Origin of the sequence: Sinomonas halotolerans (assembly GCF_039615075.1) — a bacterium.
In the GTDB taxonomy this organism is placed as follows: Bacteria; Actinomycetota; Actinomycetes; order Actinomycetales; family Micrococcaceae; genus Sinomonas; species Sinomonas halotolerans.
On record NZ_JBDFRB010000026.1, the window covers coordinates 1 to 17396 of the forward strand.

The window sequence follows — 17396 nt, forward strand, 5'->3', positions numbered from 1 at the left end:
GTTCTGGCCGGGCGCGGTCCCGGCCCAGGAGGCGAGATGGTCGGGGGTGGGGAAGCGGCTCATGTCCGCCCCGGTCTCGGCGACGATGATGTCTGCGGTCACCGTGCTGATCCCGGGGATGGTGCAGATCAGGTCGTGGAAGGGGCGAAAGGGCTCCATGAGGTCCTGGATCCGTTCGGTGAGCTGCTCCAGGGCGGCGCTGTGGCGGTCGATGAGGTCCAGATGGACACGGGCCAGGAACGCGTGGTGCTCGGTGAAGCGGCCGGTGAGGGCATCGGTCAGGGCAGGGATCTTGGCCCGGAGCCGCCCGCGCGCCAGGCCCGCGAGGGCCGCTGGGTCGCGTTCGCCGGCGATCAGCGCCTCGAGCATGGCCCTGCTCGAGACGCCCAGAGTCTCAGAGGCAACCGAGGAGAGCTTGATCCCAGCGTCCTCGAGCAGCTTCTCCAGTCGTTGGACCTCGCGGGTCCGCTCGCGGGTGATGGCCGTCCGGGTGCGGGTCAGGTCGCGCAGTTGGCGGATCGGCGCGGGCGGGACGAATGAGCCGGTCACGAGCCCATGGGCGCCCAGCTGCGCGAGCCAGGTCGCGTCCGCGACATCGGTCTTGCGCCCCGGCAGACTCCGGGCATGTCGCGCATTCACCAGCATCAGCCCGAGGCCAGCGTCCTCGAGCAGGTAGTAGAACGGCTTCCAGTAGTCTCCTGTTGCCTCCATCACCACGCAGGTCACTCCCTCGGCAACCAGATGATCCCGGAGGGCGAGGATCTGCCCACTCATCGACGACCAGGTCGTGACGGTCTCGACCGCCTTGGACCGTCCCGATCCGGCGATCCGCACGCACACCTTCGCATCGCGCTTGGAGATGTCGATCCCAGCGCACCGCGGGTGAATGAGTTCCATCGTCCCACTCCTTCCCATACGACAGGTCCGCCGTGGGGAGGGCAGGGGAAACTCAGAATTCTGACACTCGGGCTCGAAGCACCAATCCACAGTCCCGTGTGGAACCCTCCGCTCCCATGCTGTACTGCGGGCACGAAGCACCACAGATGAAACCGGGCTCTGACCACGACCGACCCCCTCAGGATCCGACCGGCCCCGCGATCAGGCAACAGGCGACCACACGCCGATCTTCGCAAACCCATGGTGCGCCCCGAAGGCGGCGCCGGAATGCTGTACCCGAAACGGGGTTGGGGGCAGGGGTGCGCGGCTCTTGGATTGACAGTTCCCCGGTTGACAGCCTTCAGTTGAAGCTGCAAGTATGTAGTTGAACCTTCAACTAAAGCGGGCGGCCCCAGACCGTCCCGGACACCGACCGACCACAGCGAGGACCTTCCATGGACGCCATCTCGACTCCCGCCCGCACCGCCTCCTCCGACGCCGCCCGCGCGATCCTGCGCATCGCCCTCGGTGCGGTGTTCTTCGCCCACGGCTGGCAGAAGTTCTTCGAGTACACCGTGGCCGGCACCCAGGGCGCCTTCGGCCAGATGGGCGTGCCGGCTGCGCAGCTCGCCGCGCCGCTCGCGGCGGGCCTCGAGCTCGTGGGCGGCGCCCTGCTGATCGTGGGCCTCCTGACCCGCGTGGCGGGCGCACTCCTCGCCGTCGAGATGCTCGTTGCGCTCATCCTCGTCCACGCCCCGGCGGGCATGTTCGTCGAGAAGGGCGGCATCGAGCTCGTGCTCGTCCTCGCAGCGGGCGCCGCCGCGGTCGCGCTCGTGGGTCCCGGCCGCGCCTCCCTCGACGCTCTCCTGTTCGGCCGCAGCAACGGCCGCCTCGCGATCCTGGCCTAGTCACCTCCCCGGGTCCACCCGGGCAGAAGCGCACGACGGCGCCCCGCACCGACGGCGAGAATCCTCGCCGCTGGCGCGGGGCGCCGTCGTGCGTGCAGCCGTACTAGGCTGCAGGCGCCCGACGGCGCAGGAGACCCAGGCCGAGGCCCAGACCGATCCCGAGCAGGAGCGCGGCCCCTGCGAGGAACCACACGGCGGTGCTGCTCAGCAGGCCGCCAGCAGTGGTGAGGGCCGCGGGGCAGAAGTCCGCGCCCGCAGCGCCGCTGCCGGAAGCGCTGCCGCTGCCGGAGACGCCGCCCATGGCCGCGTCATCGGTGCCCGTGCCGCCGAGCGCCGCGCCGCTGGAAGACCCGCCGAGCGCCGCGCCGAAGGCGCCCGAGCCAGTGGAGGCGCCGCCGGCATCGGCGCCGGCCACGCCACCGGAGGCCCCGCCGCTGCCGGACCGCGCGTCGACGATCCGGACGGTCACGGCGACGTCCCGCGGCTCAGCTCCAGACTCCGTGCCGAAGCCAGCGCCTGTGCCGCCGAAGCCGCCAGCGGCGCCGCCAACGCCCTCCTCGCCAGCGGTACCGTCCGAGCCGGTCGCGTCGCCGTCCGAACGGCCACCGTCGGTGCCAGCGGTGCCGTCGGCGGTCGCGTCGCCGTCGAGGCTCAGGAGGCCGAAGAGGCCGTTGCCGTCGCCAAGGCTGAGGAAGCCCTCGCCGTTGTCGCCGTCGAGGATCCCGTCGGCGCCGAGTGCGGCGCCGACTGCGACGTCCGCGGTGGCGTCGGTCGCGGCAGTGGTGCCGCCGGTGGTCGTGCCGTTGTCGCCGTCGAGGATCCCGTCGGCGCCGAGTGCGGCGCCGACTGCGACGTCCGCGGTGGCGTCGGCAGTGGCGGTCGTGTCGCCGGCAGTGGTGTCGCCGGTGGTGGTGCCGTTGTCGCCGTCGAGGATCCCGTCGGCGCCGAGTGCGGCGCCGACTGCGACGTCCGCGGTGGCGTCGGTCGCGGCAGTGGTGCCGCCGGTGGGCGTGCCGTTGTCGCCGTCGAGGACGCCGTCGGCGCCGAGTGCGGCGCCGACTGCGACGTCCGTGGTGGCGTCGGTCGCGGCAGTGGTGCCGCCGGCGGTGGTGCCGTTGTCGCCGTCGAGGATCGCGTCGGCGGCGAGCGTGGCCCCGAGGGCGACGTCCGCGGTCGTGTCGCCGGCGGTGGTGCTCTGGTCGGTGACCGTGTCGCCGAGGTCGAGGACCCCGTTGGCCCCGAGAGACACGCCGATCGTGGCGCCGAGGTCGGCGTCGAGCGAGTCGCTGGAGGTGGTGTCGGACGCCGCGACGGTGACCGCGGCATCCCCTGTCGTGATGAGCTCGTCCGCGGTGGCGGCAGTCTGGCCCAGAGACCAGAGCCCGCCCGCGAGGACGGTGCCGAGCAGCGCTCGGCGCAGATGGGTGTTCACAGGTGACTCCTGAATGAGAAGGGTGGCGCCCAGGGCGCCGGGGACGATGCTGTCTGCCTGCGGGCAGACTCGTCCCCTCTCAGTCAGGAGTGCAGCCGGGGCCGAATGCCGGCGACCCGGGAAGGCGCCACGCGCCGGGGGCACCGCGGGGGCCCGGCCGCAGCAGCAGCGCCATCATCAGACCCCCGGCAGCCAGTGCCAGGGGAAGGCTCAGAAGTGGCCCGGCGGGCCCGAAGGCGCCGGATGCGCCGGCCCATGCGGGGAAGACGGTCCAAGGGCCCCCGGGCGAGGCCGGGCCGCCAGGTGTGCCAGAGCCCAGGAACGCCTGCGCCTCCGCCACGGCGTGGTCCATCGCGGCCTTGGAGAGCAGGGCGAGGGACGAGGCGGCGTTCCATTCGGAGGCAGGGGCCGCGGCCTGCACGGGAGCGTCCGGAGCGGGCCCCGCCGCAGCGGCCGGAGCCTCGGCATCGAGGGCCGGGAGGGCGGCGGGCGCCTCGGGCGTGGGCAGCTGCACGGTCGGCAGCGGCTCGGGGAGCACCTCGGGCAGGATCGGGACCTCGGCGAGCGGGAGCGCCTCCGTGGCCGACGAGGCGAGGTCTGCGACGTCGTCGACCGCATTGCCCACGGCACCGGCGGCGCCGCCCACCGCGGATTCCACGAGGGGCACCGCCGCCTCGATGGGCTCGGCGACGGGCGCGAGGAGAGGTTCGGCGGCGGCCGCGTCAGCCACGGCGTCGGACGTCGGGGATGCGGCGCCAAGCGGCGCGGCGAGGAGGGACGACGCCGGCGCGTCGGGGAGTTCGGCGAGGTCGCCGAGCGCTGTGGCCGGGGCGCCCGAGAGGAGGAGCCAGAGGAAGCCGAGACCGGCGGCGCCGGCGGCATGGCGGGAGAGGGCGGCCATGCGCGACCGCAATGAAGGCCTGCGCTGCATCATCCCTCCTCCCGGTACAGATTCCGAAAGGACCACCCGGCCCCGAAGGGCCGGCCGCGTCCCCGAGGCAGCCCGGACATCGGCCCGGGACGTCACGACAGATCGACTCCTGCCATGCTAAGTACCCCGCAACGGGAGGTCCACACCCGGAGGAAGAATTCGCCGGGAAGTCCCCGCTACCGCCGGTGCGGCACGCGGATGTCGTTGGGGTAGCGGATCCCGAGCTGGGCGCGCACGCCGTCGAACAGCCGCATCGTGTCCAGCGTGTCCGTCCACGGCATGGTGGGGCTCTCGGTGAGCCCCTGCTGGATGCAGCGCGTCACCTCGCGCAGCTCGTACACGAATCCGCGCCCGATCACGTCGACCGTCTCGACCCGCGCCGGGTCCCATCCGCGGCGCACCACGAGCTCGGTCGGGTTGTTCACGCTGCCCACCGTGGTCAGGACCCCCTCGGTGCCTGCCACCGTGGCGGTGCGCGGCCCGTGGGCGAGCAGGGAGGAGGTGAGGGACGCGAGCTGGCCCCCCGAGTAGGAGAGCGCGAGGATGTTCTGGGTGTCCACGCCGTCCTCGTTGAGCGTTCCCACCGCCGTGAGCGAGTCCGGGTACCCGAGCGTGCCCACGGCCCACAGGAGCGGGTATACCGTGAGGTCCAGGAGGGCGCCCCCGCCCGCCGCCACGTCCCAGATGCGGTGCTCGGGGTCCTGCGGGGCCGGGAACCCGAGGTCGGCCGAGACCCACTGCACCTCGCCCAGCTCGCCGGACTCGACGATCTCGAACGCCCGCAGCATCCCGGGCACGAACCGGCTCCACATGGCCTCCATGAGGAACAGGCCGCGCTCCCCGGCGAGGTCGACGAGCTCCTGCGCCTCGTGCGCGTTGACGGTGAAGGACTTCTCGACCAGCACGTGCTTGCCGGCCTCGAGCGCGGCCCGTGCCACCTCGTGGTGCTGCCCGTGCGGGGTCGCGACGTACACGACATCGATGTCCGCCTCGGCGAGCATCCGCGCGTACCCGGGGACTCCGCCGTCGTCCGCGAAGGAGCGCCCCACGCCGAACTCCCGCGCGAACTGCGCCGCCCGTTCGGTGTCCCGCGAGCTCACCGCGGCCAGGCGCGCGTCCGGGAGCAGGGCGAGGTCGCGGACCATGGCCCGCGCGATCCCGCCCGTCGAGACCACGCCCCACATGAGGGCCGGACCGGTTGCGGCGAGCGGGTCGGGGTTCTCCTGGAGGGACAGCCACGGGCGCTGGATGTGACGGGTCATACCGGCCATCCTTGCACGGGCCCGGCTCGCGGCGCGCGGGGCGCGGGGCGCGGCGGGCCACGGCGACCACGGGTGCGGCCGTCACCCGGGGGCGGACGCACGACGGCGGCCGCCCCCTCGGGTGGGGACGGCCGCCTCATGGTGCGCTCGCCGGTGCGGCCCGCGTGGGACCGCTGCGGCCCGGCGCGACGACTACTGCGTGAGCTTGCTCAGCGTCGGGTCGTTCGCGTAGGCCTCCTTGGCGTTCTCCTTCGTCACGATGACGGGCGGGAGGAGGTAGGCCGGGACGACCTTCACGCCGTTGTCGTAGGACTCCTTGTCGTTGACCTCGACCTCCTCGCCGGCCTGGAGCTTCTTGACCATCTCGATGGCCTGCTTCACCAGGTTGCGGGTGTCCTTGTTGATCGTGGAGTACTGCTCGCCGGCCATGATCGACTTGACCGACTCGACCTCGGAGTCCTGGCCGGTGACGACCGGGAGGGCCTTGCCGGCGCTCTTCACCGAGGTGAGGATGGCGCGGGCCAGGGTGTCGTTCGGGGAGAGGACGCCGTCCAGCTTCGCGGACGTGTAGTTGGCTGCGAGGAGGGTGTCCATGCGCTTCTGCGCGTTCTCGGCCTTCCAGCCCTGGGTCACGGCCTGCTCGAACGTCTTCTGGCCCGAGACGACCTTGAGGGTGCCGTCCTCGATCTTCGGCTTGAGCACGCTCATGGCGCCGTCGAAGAAGACCTTCGCGTTGGCGTCGTCCGGGGAGCCGGCGAAGAGCTCGATGTTGTACGGGCCCTCGGCCTTCTTGGCCTTCATGCCGTCGAGGAGGGCCTGGCCCTGCAGCTCGCCGACCTTGAAGTTGTCGTACGCCACGTAGTAGTCCACGGCGTCCGTGTTCTTCACGAGGCGGTCGTAGGCGATGACGGTGGCGCCGGCGGACTTCGCCTGCGCGAGCTGGGTGCCCAGCTGCGAGCCGTCGATCGCGCCGACCACGATCACCTTGGCGCCCTTGGTCACCATCGCGGAGATCTGGTTCTGCTGCTCGGACACGCCGCCGTTGGCGAACTGGACGTCCGACTTGAAGCCGGCCTCCTTGAGCCCGTCGTTGAACAGCTGCTCGGCGAGCACCCAGTTCTCTGAGGTCTTCTGCGGGAGGGCGACGCCGATGAGGGAGTCCTGGGGGAATCCGCCGGTGCCGGTGCCGCCACCGGTGGCGCCCGAGTCGGCGCGGCCGCAGGCCGTCAGCGCCAGTGCTGCGATGCCAGCGACCGCTGCGGCCTTGGCTGCCTTCGAAAACATGCGCATGTTCTCTGCTTTCTGTGGGATTTCCTGTGTGGGGAATCTGGGGAATCTGGGGAATCTGGGGGCGGGGGGAGTCGTCAGGACTCCTTCGCCACGACCTCGCTCGTCTTGGTGGTCTCGTCGGGCTGGAGCGGGGTGCCGTGGCTCCCGGTGGTGCCGCGGCCGTTGCCGTTGAAGCCGCGCATGAGCAGGCCGATGATCGACTTGCGGCCCTGGCTCTTGTTGTAGACGTCGAACGCGACGGCCGCGAGGAGCACGAGGCCCTTGATCACGGCGGTGCGGTCCGCGCCGACGCCCAGGAGCTGGAGGCCGTTGTTGAGCACGGCCATGACGAGGCCTCCGACGATTGAGCCGATCACGGTGCCGACGCCACCGGTGACGGCGGCGCCGCCGATGAACACTGCGGCGATCGCGTCGAGCTCCCAGCCGGTGCCGTCGAAGGGGCCGGAGGCGGTCGAGCGTCCCACGAACACCATGCCGGCGAGGGCGGAGAGGATCGCCATGTTCATCATGACGAGGAAGTTGATCTTCTTGGACTGGACGCCGGAGAGCTCGGCGGCGTGGCGGTTGCCGCCCACCGCGTAGATGTGGCGGCCGATGATGGTCTTGGAGGAGATGAAGCCGTAGAGGAGCACGAGGACGCCCAGGATGATGCCCGGCACCGGGAAGGAGGTGCCCGGGCGGCCGGTGGCGAAGAGGTACGTCGCGTAGAGGATGGCGCCGCAGACGAGCACGAGCTTCGTCACGGTGACCCACAGCTCGGGCACCTCGGCGCCGAGTTCCTTGGCCTCGCGGCGGCTCTTGAGCTCGAACCAGACGACTGCGGCGACGCCAGCGAGGCCGAGGAGCAGCGTGAGGTTGTTGTAGCCCGTGTTGGGCCCGATCTCGGGCAGGTAGCCTGCGCCGATGTACTGGAAGTCGGCAGGGACCGGGACGGTGTTGGACTGGCCCACCCACTGGTTCACGCCGCGGAAGATGAGCATGCCCGCGAGCGTGACGATGAAGGCCGGGATCCCGATGTAGGCGACCCAGAAGCCCTGCCACGCGCCGATGAGCGCGCCGATCCCGAGCCCGAGCAGGATGCCGAGCCAGGTGGGGAGGCCCCAGTCCCGGATCGCGAGGGCGACGATGATGCCCACGGCGGCGGCGATCGAGCCGACCGAGAGGTCGATGTGCCCGGCGATGATCACGAGGACCATGCCGATCGCGAGGATGAGGATGTACGCGTTGCCGTTGAACAGGTTGATCACGTTGTCCGGGGTCAGCGTGAGCCCGCCGGTGAGGATCTGGAACAGCACGATGAGCGCCACGAGGGCGAAGATCATGCCGAACTGCCGCGTATTGCCGCCGAATAGCTTCTTGAGGGCGTCCATGGGGTGTCCTTCAGTCTCCGTGGGTCTTGTCCTGAGCGGTCTCAGGCGGCCTTGCGGGCCTGGGTCATGAGCTTCATGAGGCTCTCCTGCGTGGCCTCTTCCTTGGTGAGCACGCCGGTGATGGCGCCCTCGAAGATCGTGTAGATGCGGTCCGAGAGGCCCAGCAGCTCGGGGAGCTCGGACGAGATGACGATGACGCCCTTGCCCTGGCTCGCGAGCTTCTGGATGATGCCGTAGATCTCGTACTTCGCGCCGACGTCGATCCCGCGGGTCGGCTCGTCGAGGATGAGCAGCTCGGGGTCGGTGAACATCCACTTCGCGAGGACGACCTTCTGCTGGTTGCCGCCCGAGAGCTTCGCGACGCCCTCGTCGACGCTGGGCGTCTTGGTGCGCAGCGACTTCCGGTAGTCCTCCGCGATCTGGTACTCGCGGGTGCGGTCGACGACGAGGCCCCGGGTGATCTTGCCCAGCGCGGCGGAGACGGTGGTCGTCTTGATGTCGTCGAGGAGGTTCAGGCCGAGGGTCTTGCGGTCCTCGGTGACGTAGCCGAGGCCGGCGTCGATCGCCTGGGCCACGGTGTTCATCCGGACCTCCTTGCCGTGCAGGTAGGTCTTGCCCGAGACGAACTTGCCGTAGGAGTGCCCGAAGATGCTGCGGGCGAGCTCGGTGCGCCCGGCTCCCATGAGGCCCGCGAAGCCGACGATCTCGCCCTTGCGGACGAAGAAGTCCGAGCCCTTGCACACGAGGCGGTCGGCGACCTGGGGGTGCTGCACCGTCCAGCCCTTGACCTCGAAGAGCACCTCGCCGACCGTCGGCGTGTGGTCCGGGAAGCGGGACTCGAGCGTGCGGCCGACCATGCCCTTGATGATCCGGTCCTCGTCCACGCCGTCCTCGACCACGTTGAGCGTCTCGATCGAGCGGCCGTCGCGGATGATGGTGATCTCGTCCGCGATCTGCTCGATCTCGTTCAGCTTGTGGGAGATGATGATGCTCGTCACGCCGCGGCCCTTGAGGCCCACGATGAGGTCGAGCAGGTGCTGCGAGTCGGACTCGTTCAGGGCCGCCGTGGGCTCGTCGAGGATGAGCAGCCTGACGGACTTGTTCAGGGCCTTGGCGATCTCCACGAGCTGCTGCTTGCCCACGCCGATGTCCTTGATGGGGGTGTCCGGGTCCTCGCGGAGGCCGACGCGCGCGAGCAGCTCGAGGGAGCGCTTCCGGGCCTCCTTCCAGTCGATCACTCCGCGGCGGGCGGGCTCGTTGCCAAGGAAGATGTTCTCCATGATCGAGAGCTCGGGGATGAGGGCGAGCTCCTGGTGGATGATCACGATCCCCGCTGCCTCGCTCGCGCGGATGTCGCGGAACTGCTGGACCTGGGACTGGTAGACGATGTCCCCCGAGTACGTCCCGTAGGGGTACACACCCGAGAGGACCTTCATGAGCGTGGACTTGCCCGCGCCGTTCTCGCCGCAGATGGCGTGGATCTCGCCCGCCTTCACGCGAAGGTTCACGTCCGAGAGCGCCTTGACGCCTGGGAACTCCTTCGTGATGGACCGCATCTCAAGGATCACAGCGTCGCTCGGTGTCATCAGCGCTTCGCCTCCTGGTCGAACATCGTTGTCCGGCGGCCTGGTCGGCGGCGCCGTCTGAGTAGAAAGTAAACATTTACCGCCGCCTTGCCGTCAAGAAGTGAACGCAAACTCGCGGCCTGATTCCTTGTCGGTGAAGGCAGGGGAGCGTCAGGTGTGGTGGGCGATGTCCGCGTTCTGGAACACGAGGGCGGCCGCGCCGAGCACTTCGGAGCGCGAGCCGAGGGCGGACATCGCGAGGGTGGTGGACTCGCCGATGAGGGGGACGGCATGCCGCAGGAGCCCCCGGCGGATGGGGTCGAGCAGGATCTCGCCGAGCTCCGCGAGAGGGCCTCCCACCACGATCACCTCGGGGTTGATGAGGTTCGCGACGTTGCCCAGGGCCCTGCCGACGGCGAGGCCCGCGTCGTCGATCACGCGCAGCGCAGCAGGGTTGCGGGCGAGTGCCCGGCGCACGATCTCGTCCGCCGTGAGCCTCTCGGGCTCTCCCCTCGAGAGGAGGTCGGCCATCGTGGACGTCGAGGCGACGGTCTCGAGGCAGCCGCGGTTCCCGCAGCGGCACACGTGGCCGTGCTCCACGATGGTCGCGTGGCCGATCTCGCCGGTGACGCCCACGTTGCCGTAGTACGGGAGTCCGTTGAGGATGAGGCCCGCGCCGATCCCGGAGCCGATCTTGACGAACACGAGGTTCTCCACCCCGCTGTAGGGGCCCCACGTGACCTCGCTGAGCGCCCCCAGATTGGCGTCGTTGTCCACGAAGACAGGCAGGCCGAGCCGGTCCTCGAGGTGCACGAGGATCTGCAGGCCCACCCACCCGGGCAGGATGGCCCCCTGCGCCACCGAGCCCGTGCGGTGGTCGATGGGGCCCGGGATGCCCGCGCCCACGCCGATCACGTCCTCGCGCCGGATCCCGGAGTCGGCGACGAGCGTCTCGAGGACGTCCACGGCGGCCGAGATGCTCACGTCCGCCCGATGCCCCGCCTCGAGCGTGAGGGTCTGCTCGGCGAGGACCTCGTAGGCGAGGTTCGCGAGGACGACGCGCAGGTGCCGGCGGCCGAAGTCGATGCCGACCGCGACCGCGGAGTTGCTGTTGAGCCGCACGCTCAGCGCGCGCCGGCCCGAGCTCGTGGTCGGCTCGGTCGAGACGACGTCCGAGTCGAGCAGGACCTTGACGATGTTGGACACCGTCGCGTTGGAGAGCCCGGTGTTCCGGGCCAGTTCCGCCTGGGTCGCGGGCCCGGCCATGAGCGCCTCGACGATCCGCTGCTCGTTGAGCCGGCGGAGCGCGGACTGCGAGCCCGGATTGGCGGTGGCGCTCGTCATCGAGCGCAGCGTTGAAACCATGGGGTCCAGCTTCCTACCCGCCGCCCTTGGCGTCAAGAAATGAACGCAAGATGGGTCGCGGAGCGGGTATCGAGGGCCGCGGCGGCTCGGCCACTACGCTGGGCAGCATGAGCCCTGTGATCGAATTCGGCGGCTGCACGCCTGACATCCACCCGAGTGCCTTCGTGGCCCCGACGGCGTCCGTCATCGGCGACGCGCACCTCGCCGAGCGTGCCAGCGCCTTCTATGGCGTGTCGGTCCGTGCTGACACCGCCACCATCACCGTCGGCGCGGGCAGCAACCTCCAGGACAACGTGGTGCTCCACGCGGACGAGGGCTTCCCGTGCACGGTCGGAGCCGGCGTCTCGGTAGGCCACAACGCGGTGGTCCACGGGTGCACGATCGAGGACAACGTGCTGATCGGCATGAGCGCCACGGTCATGAACGGCGCCGTAATCGGCTCCGAGTCCCTCGTGGCGGCCGGCGCGGTCGTGCTCGAGGGGACCGTGGTGCCGCCGCGATCGCTCGTGGCCGGGGTCCCCGCGAAGGTGCGCCGCGAGCTCACGGACGAGGAGGTCGCCTCGGTCCACCGCAATGCCTCCCACTACGTGGACCTGGCAAGGGCCCACCGCAAGGCCAACACCCACTGACCCCTCAGGCGAAGACGACGGTGCGATGCCCGTCCAGGAGCACGCGGTGCTCGGCATGCCACTGCACGGCGCGGCACAGGGTGCGCCCCTCGACGTCCCGGCCCATCTGGACGAGCTGTTCGGCGGTCTTCGAGTGGTCCACCCGGATGACCTCCTGCTCGATGATGGGCCCCTCGTCGAGGTCCGCGGTCACGTAGTGGGCGGTGGCACCGATGATCTTGACCCCGCGCGCATGAGCCTGGTGGTACGGCCTGGCGCCCTTGAACGAGGGCAGGAACGAGTGGTGGATGTTGATGGCCCGGCCCTCGAGCGCCCGGCACAGGTCGTCGGAGAGGATCTGCATGTACCGCGCGAGCACCACGAGCTCGATTTCGTGCTCGGCGACGAGGTCGAGGAGGCGCGCCTCGGCGTCGGCCTTCGTGGCGGCCGTGACCGGAAGGTGCACGAACGGGACACCGTAGAACTCGGCCATCGGGGCCAGGTCGGTGTGGTTGGAGACGATGACCGGCACCTCGATCGGCAGGGTCCCGGTGCGCTGCTGGAACAGGAGGTCGTTGAGGGTGCGGCCGTCCTTGGAGCACATGATGAGCGTGCGGACGGGGCTGCCGCCGTCGTAGATCCCGAGCTTCATCCCGAACGCGTCGGCGACCGGTGCGAGCGAGGCCTCGAGGACTCCGCGCGGCGAGCCGGTCTCCACGGTCACGCGCATGAAGAAGGTGCCGGTGTCGTGGCTCTCGTACTGGCGGGATTCGGCGATGTTGCAGCCGGCCTCGAGCAGCGCGCCGGAGACGGCGTGCACGATCCCGGGCCGGTCCGGGCAGGAGAGGGTCACGATGAAGGTGTTGCTTTCCACGCCCTCTAGCCTACCGAGGCGTTCAGGCCGGCTGGGGCCGGCGCGGCCGACGCCGGTCGCGCACCCGCCTGCCCGAGGCGCGCCAGGGCGGCGCTCGCCGCAGCGCGCCCTGCCCGGGTGGCTCCCACGGTGGAGGCGCTTGCCCCATAGCCCACGAGGAACAGGCGCGGCTCGCGGACGACCCGCACGCCGTCGTCGCCCATGAGGACGCCGCCTCCGGGCTCGCGCACGCCCAGGGGAGCGAGGTGTCCGAGGGAGGCGCGGAAGCCGGTGGCCCACAGGATCGCGTCGAGCCCGAGCTCGGTGCCGTCGGCGAGGACGGCGCCCGTGGGCGTGATCCGCGCGAGCGGTCCGCGGGAGACGAGCACGCCGGCCTCGATCCCGGCCCGGTACTGGGCCGTGAGCGGCAGGCCGGTCGCGGCCACGACCGAGAGGGGCGGCAGCCCCGCGCGCGTGCGCTCGCCCACGCCGCGCTCGACCGCGACCCCCCATTCCGCGTCGAAGGGCACCTCGGTCCAGTCCGGGTCGCGGCGCGTGGACCAGGAGGTGCGGGCGCCGGCGGCGTCGAGCTGCAGGAGGAACTGCAGCGCCGAGGTCCCGCCGCCCACCACGAGGACGCGCTGCCCGCGGAACTCCTCGGCCGCGACGAAGTCATGAGTGTGGAGCTGCCGCCCTCGGAAGGACTCCCGGCCCGGGTAGTGGGGCCAGTAGGGGCTGTCCCAGGTGCCGGTGGCGGAGATGACCGTCTCCGTGAGCCAGACGCGCCCGTCGGCCGCGCGCACGAGGAGGGGCCCGTCGTCGGCGGTGGGGGAGCCGCGCCAGACGCGCCCGTCGGCCGCCCGCACCAGGAGGGGCCCGTCGTCGTGCGTCCCTCCATCGCCGGGGCGCTCCACCGCCGCGACGCGGACGGGCCGCAGCACGGGCAGGCGGAAGGCGCGCTCGTAGTCGCCGTAGTAGCGGCGCACGACGGCGGAGGCGGGCTCGCGCGGGTCCGGCGCCCCGAGCGGGAGGCCGGGGAGGGGGTGGAGTCCGTGGGCGGCGTCGAAGGTCAGGGAGTCCCAGCGGTGGCGCCACGCTCCGCCGGGGCCCTTGTTGGCATCGAGGACCACGAACTCCTCCCAGGGGGTGAGCCCCCGCCGGGCGAGCCAGTGCGCGGCGCTCAGCCCAGCCTGGCCCGCTCCGATCACCACGGCCTTGAGCGTGTCCATGCGGCCTCCCACTTCCTCCGGCATCCGGCATTCCTATGACATGTCAACTATGTGGGTCAACAGGCGGAGGGCGCGTCATGTTCCCGCGTGGGCCACTCGCCTTCGGCGTATGCTGGTCCAGTCGCGACTGGCGTTGGGTGGGTCACCACCGGGGAGCGGCACAGTAGGGGACACCGCGGATCGTACGCCTGGGCCGCCGGGTCGAGCAGCTCCGTGCCTTCACGCTCCGCCATGCAGTTCCCGGTGGGCAGTGGGGCCGGTAGCCTGACCAATAGCCTCCCGCTACTGCCACCGAGGAGATTCCGTGAGTCCCACCACGCCCACCGTGTCCGCCGTCAGCAACCTCCCCCTCAACGAGGTCGACCCCGAGATCGCCGCGGTCCTCGAGCTCGAGCTCGGCCGCCAGCGCAGCACGCTCGAGATGATCGCCTCCGAGAACTTCGCCCCGCGCGCCGTCATGGAGGCCCAGGGCTCCGTCCTGACGAACAAGTACGCCGAGGGCTACCCGGGCAGGCGCTACTACGGCGGCTGCGAGCACGTGGACGTCGCCGAGAACCTCGCGATCGAGCGGGTCAAGGCGCTCTTCGGCGCCGAGTACGCGAACGTGCAGCCGCACTCGGGCGCGCAGGCCAACGCCGCCGCCCTGTCCGCGATGATCAACCCGGGGGACAAGATCCTCGGCCTCTCGCTCGCGCACGGCGGCCACCTCACGCACGGCATGAAGCTGAACTTCTCCGGGAAGCTGTACCAGGTCGCCGCGTACCAGGTCGAGGAGGACACCTTCCGGGTCGACATGGACAAGCTGCGCGAGCAGGCCCTCGCCGAGCGCCCCGACGTCATCATCGCCGGCTGGTCCGCCTACCCGCGCCACCTCGACTTCGAGGCCTTCCGCTCGATCGCGGATGAGGTCGGCGCGCTGCTGTGGACGGACATGGCCCACTTCGCCGGCCTCGTCGCCGCGGGCCTGCACCCCTCGCCGGTGCCCCACTCGCACGTCGTGACCTCGACGGTGCACAAGACCCTCGCGGGCCCGCGCTCCGGCGTGATCCTCGCGAAGGAGGAGTTCGGCAAGAAGCTCAACTCCAACGTCTTCCCGGGCCAGCAGGGCGGCCCGCTCATGCACGTGATCGCGGCCAAGGCCGTCGCGTTCAAGATCGCCGGCACCGAGGAGTTCAAGGAGCGCCAGGAGCGCGTGCTCGAGGGCGCGAGGATCATCGCGGACCGCCTCAACCAGAAGGACGTGGCGGACGCCGGCGTCTCGGTCCTCACGGGCGGAACGGACGTGCACCTGGTCCTCGTGGACCTGCGCAACTCCCAGCTGGACGGCCAGCAGGCCGAGGACCTCCTCCACGAGGTGGGCATCACGGTCAACCGCAACGCCGTCCCGTTCGACCCGCGTCCGCCGATGGTCACCTCCGGTCTGCGCATCGGCACCCCGGCCCTCGCGACGCGCGGCTTCGGCGCCGCCGAGTTCACGGAGGTCGCTGACATCATCGCGGCCGCGCTCAAGGGCGGCGCTGCCGGTTCCGGCCTCGAGTCGCTCCGCGCTCGCGTGGACAAGCTCGCCGCCGACTTCCCGCTGTACCCCGGCCACGAGCAGTGGTGAGCAGCGTGGCCGCGTCCTCTCCCAGCAAGGGGGCAGTCGTGCTCGACGGCCGCGCGGCCTCCGCCGAGATCAAGGCGGAGCTGACCGAGCGCGTCGCGGCGCTCAAGGCCAAGGGCGTCACGCCGGGCATCGCCACGGTCCTCGTGGGTGCCGACCCCGCCTCGCAGCTGTACGTGGGCATGAAGCACAAGCAGTCCGTGGCGGTCGGCATGAACTCGATCCAGCGCGAGCTCCCGGCGGATGCCACCCAGGAGCAGGTCGAGGCCCTCATCGACGAGCTCAACGCGGACCCCGCGTGCCACGGCTACATCGTGCAGCTGCCCCTGCCGAAGCACCTCGACACGGACGCCGTCCTCGAGCGGATCGACCCGGCCAAGGACGCCGACGGCCTGCACCCGACCAACCTCGGCAGGCTCGTGCTCAACGTCAACGAGCCCATCGCGACGCCGCTCCCGTGCACGCCGCGGGGCGTCATCGAGCTGCTCGAGCGCAATGGCTACGACCTGGCGGGCAAGCACGTGGTGGTCGTGGGCCGGGGCGTGACCATCGGCCGCCCGATGCCGCTGCTGCTCACGCGCCGCGCGGTCAACGCGACCGTCACCGTGGTCCACACCGGCACCCCGGACATGTCCGTGCACCTGCGCCAGGCGGATGTCATCGTGGCGGGCGCGGGGGTCAAGCACATCATCAAGCCGGAGGACGTCAAGCCCGGCGCGGCTGTGCTGGACGTCGGCGTGACGCGCGAGGACAACCCCGAGGGCGGGCGTCCGCTCGTCTTCGGCGACGTGGACCCGGCCGTCGCCGAGGTCGCGGGCTTCATCTCGCCGAACCCCGGCGGCGTGGGCCCCATGACCGTGGCGCTGCTCATGACGAACGTGGTCGAGGCGGCCGAGCGCGCCGCCGCCCACGCCTGACCTCCCCGTTTCGGGTACAGCATTCCGGCGCCGCCTTCGGGGCGCACCATGGGTTTGCGAAGATCGACGTGTGGTCGCCTGTTGCCTGATCGCGGGGCCGGTCGGATCCTGAGGGGGTCGGTCGTGGTCAGAGCCCGGTTTCATCTGTGGTGCTTCGTGCCCGCAGTACAGCATGGGAGCGGAGGGTTCCACACGGGACTGTGGATTGGTGCTTCGAGCCCGAGTGTCAGAATTCTGAGTTTCCCCTGCCCTCCCCACGGCGGACCTGTCGTATGGGAAGGAGTGGGACGATGGAACTCATTCACCCGCGGTGCGCTGGGATCGACATCTCCAAGCGCGATGCGAAGGTGTGCGTGCGGATCGCCGGATCGGGACGGTCCAAGGCGGTCGAGACCGTCACGACCTGGTCGTCGATGAGTGGGCAGATCCTCGCCCTCCGGGATCATCTGGTTGCCGAGGGAGTGACCTGCGTGGTGATGGAGGCAACAGGAGACTACTGGAAGCCGTTCTACTACCTGCTCGAGGACGCTGGCCTCGGGCTGATGCTGGTGAATGCGCGACATGCCCGGAGTCTGCCGGGGCGCAAGACCGATGTCGCGGACGCGACCTGGCTCGCGCAGCTGGGCGCCCATGGGCTCGTGACCGGCTCATTCGTCCCGCCCGCGCCGATCCGCCAACTGCGCGACCTGACCCGCACCCGGACGGCCATCACCCGCGAGCGGACCCGCGAGGTCCAACGACTGGAGAAGCTGCTCGAGGACGCTGGGATCAAGCTCTCCTCGGTTGCCTCTGAGACTCTGGGCGTCTCGAGCAGGGCCATGCTCGAGGCGCTGATCGCCGGCGAACGCGACCCAGCGGCCCTCGCGGGCCTGGCGCGCGGGCGGCTCCGGGCCAAGATCCCTGCCCTGACCGATGCCCTCACCGGCCGCTTCACCGAGCACCACGCGTTCCTGGCCCGTGTCCATCTGGACCTCATCGACCGCCACAGCGCCGCCCTGGAGCAGCTCACCGAACGGATCCAGGACCTCATGGAGCCCTTTCGCCCCTTCCACGACCTGATCTGCACCATCCCCGGGATCAGCACGGTGACCGCAGACATCATCGTCGCCGAGACCGGGGCGGACATGAGCCGCTTCCCCACCCCCGACCATCTCGCCTCCTGGGCCGGGACCGCGCCCGGCCAGAAC

General features: G+C 70.8%; 15 protein-coding genes and 1 riboswitch. Of the genes, 5 read left to right on the plus strand and 10 right to left on the minus strand.

The features are described from left to right. Nucleotides 1-897: IS110 family RNA-guided transposase (locus tag ABCQ75_RS16065; protein WP_345885927.1), on the minus strand; the 897-nt coding region annotated here is incomplete at its 3' end. A gap of 434 nt (nucleotides 898-1331) precedes the next feature. On the opposite strand from ABCQ75_RS16065, the gene ABCQ75_RS16070 reads away from it, so the two are divergent. After that, on the plus strand, nucleotides 1332-1784 hold the full coding sequence (locus ABCQ75_RS16070; protein WP_345886639.1) for a DoxX family protein: 453 nt from the start codon (nucleotides 1332-1334) through the stop codon (nucleotides 1782-1784). A gap of 103 nt (nucleotides 1785-1887) precedes the next feature. Here ABCQ75_RS16070 and ABCQ75_RS16075 read toward each other — a convergent pair whose 3' ends face one another. The 7 genes from ABCQ75_RS16075 to ABCQ75_RS16105 form a co-directional block, all read right to left on the minus strand. Then, the gene (locus ABCQ75_RS16075) at nucleotides 1888-3216 is read right to left on the minus strand and encodes a hypothetical protein (RefSeq protein WP_345886640.1); all 1329 of its coding nucleotides are present in this window, start codon (nucleotides 3214-3216) and stop codon (nucleotides 1888-1890) included. A gap of 79 nt (nucleotides 3217-3295) precedes the next feature. Then, nucleotides 3296-4147: a hypothetical protein gene (locus tag ABCQ75_RS16080; RefSeq protein ID WP_345886641.1), complete on the minus strand. Its 852-nt coding sequence runs from the start codon at nucleotides 4145-4147 to the stop codon at nucleotides 3296-3298. 176 nt (nucleotides 4148-4323) lie between these two features. Beyond that, nucleotides 4324-5409, minus strand: a complete 1086-nt coding sequence (locus ABCQ75_RS16085) for a Gfo/Idh/MocA family protein (protein ID WP_345886642.1) — start codon at nucleotides 5407-5409, stop codon at nucleotides 4324-4326. A gap of 192 nt (nucleotides 5410-5601) precedes the next feature. After that, nucleotides 5602-6699: a substrate-binding domain-containing protein gene (locus ABCQ75_RS16090; RefSeq protein WP_345886643.1), complete on the minus strand. Its 1098-nt coding sequence runs from the start codon at nucleotides 6697-6699 to the stop codon at nucleotides 5602-5604. A gap of 74 nt (nucleotides 6700-6773) precedes the next feature. Then, nucleotides 6774-8069 carry a multiple monosaccharide ABC transporter permease gene (gene mmsB, locus ABCQ75_RS16095; protein WP_345886644.1) on the minus strand — a complete coding sequence of 432 codons (1296 nt, stop codon included), beginning with the start codon at nucleotides 8067-8069 and terminating at the stop codon, nucleotides 6774-6776. Between the two features lie 41 nt (nucleotides 8070-8110). After that, nucleotides 8111-9655 (minus strand): multiple monosaccharide ABC transporter ATP-binding protein, encoded by a 1545-nt coding sequence (gene mmsA / locus ABCQ75_RS16100; RefSeq protein WP_345886645.1) that lies wholly within the window; start codon nucleotides 9653-9655, stop codon nucleotides 8111-8113. Nucleotides 9656-9805: 150 nt separating this feature from the next. Next, entirely contained in the window at nucleotides 9806-10999 is a 1194-nt protein-coding gene (locus ABCQ75_RS16105) for an ROK family transcriptional regulator (RefSeq protein WP_345886646.1), read from the minus strand. 107 nt (nucleotides 11000-11106) lie between these two features. Here ABCQ75_RS16105 and ABCQ75_RS16110 point away from each other — a divergent pair, with 107 nt between their 5' ends. After that, entirely contained in the window at nucleotides 11107-11628 is a 522-nt protein-coding gene (locus ABCQ75_RS16110) for a gamma carbonic anhydrase family protein (protein WP_345886647.1), read from the plus strand. Between the two features lie 4 nt (nucleotides 11629-11632). On the opposite strand, the gene purU is transcribed toward ABCQ75_RS16110, so the two are convergent. Continuing rightward, on the minus strand, nucleotides 11633-12481 hold the full coding sequence (gene purU / locus ABCQ75_RS16115) for a formyltetrahydrofolate deformylase (RefSeq protein ID WP_345886648.1): 849 nt from the start codon (nucleotides 12479-12481) through the stop codon (nucleotides 11633-11635). Between the two features lie 5 nt (nucleotides 12482-12486). Next, entirely contained in the window at nucleotides 12487-13713 is a 1227-nt protein-coding gene (locus ABCQ75_RS16120; RefSeq protein WP_345886649.1) for an NAD(P)-binding domain-containing protein, read from the minus strand. A gap of 89 nt (nucleotides 13714-13802) precedes the next feature. Next, nucleotides 13803-13890, plus strand: a riboswitch (ZMP/ZTP riboswitch). 103 nt (nucleotides 13891-13993) lie between these two features. Here ABCQ75_RS16120 and glyA point away from each other — a divergent pair. From glyA to ABCQ75_RS16135, 3 genes are all read left to right on the plus strand, one after another. Continuing rightward, nucleotides 13994-15295, plus strand: a complete 1302-nt coding sequence (glyA, locus tag ABCQ75_RS16125; protein ID WP_345886650.1) for a serine hydroxymethyltransferase — start codon at nucleotides 13994-13996, stop codon at nucleotides 15293-15295. Then, entirely contained in the window at nucleotides 15292-16209 is a 918-nt protein-coding gene (locus tag ABCQ75_RS16130) for a bifunctional methylenetetrahydrofolate dehydrogenase/methenyltetrahydrofolate cyclohydrolase (protein WP_345886651.1), read from the plus strand. Before glyA ends, ABCQ75_RS16130 begins: the two co-directional genes overlap by 4 nt. A 290-nt stretch (nucleotides 16210-16499) precedes the next feature. Continuing rightward, the coding region (locus tag ABCQ75_RS16135; RefSeq protein ID WP_345885927.1) for an IS110 family RNA-guided transposase at nucleotides 16500-17396 on the plus strand (897 nt) is incomplete at its 3' end.

Bases quoted from the DNA above. Each gene is read 5' to 3' on its own strand.
- ABCQ75_RS16070 (WP_345886639.1), top strand. From the start codon at position 1,332: ATGGACGCCATCTCGACTCCCGCCCGCACCGCCTCCTCCGACGCCGCC.
- ABCQ75_RS16080 (WP_345886641.1), bottom strand. From the start codon at position 4,147: ATGCAGCGCAGGCCTTCATTGCGGTCGCGCATGGCCGCCCTCTCCCGC.
- ABCQ75_RS16085 (WP_345886642.1), bottom strand. From the start codon at position 5,409: ATGACCCGTCACATCCAGCGCCCGTGGCTGTCCCTCCAGGAGAACCCC.
- ABCQ75_RS16090 (WP_345886643.1), bottom strand. From the start codon at position 6,699: ATGCGCATGTTTTCGAAGGCAGCCAAGGCCGCAGCGGTCGCTGGCATC.
- mmsB (WP_345886644.1), bottom strand. From the start codon at position 8,069: ATGGACGCCCTCAAGAAGCTATTCGGCGGCAATACGCGGCAGTTCGGC.
- mmsA (WP_345886645.1), bottom strand. From the start codon at position 9,655: ATGACACCGAGCGACGCTGTGATCCTTGAGATGCGGTCCATCACGAAG.
- ABCQ75_RS16105 (WP_345886646.1), bottom strand. From the start codon at position 10,999: ATGGTTTCAACGCTGCGCTCGATGACGAGCGCCACCGCCAATCCGGGC.
- ABCQ75_RS16110 (WP_345886647.1), top strand. From the start codon at position 11,107: ATGAGCCCTGTGATCGAATTCGGCGGCTGCACGCCTGACATCCACCCG.
- ABCQ75_RS16120 (WP_345886649.1), bottom strand. From the start codon at position 13,713: ATGCCGGAGGAAGTGGGAGGCCGCATGGACACGCTCAAGGCCGTGGTG.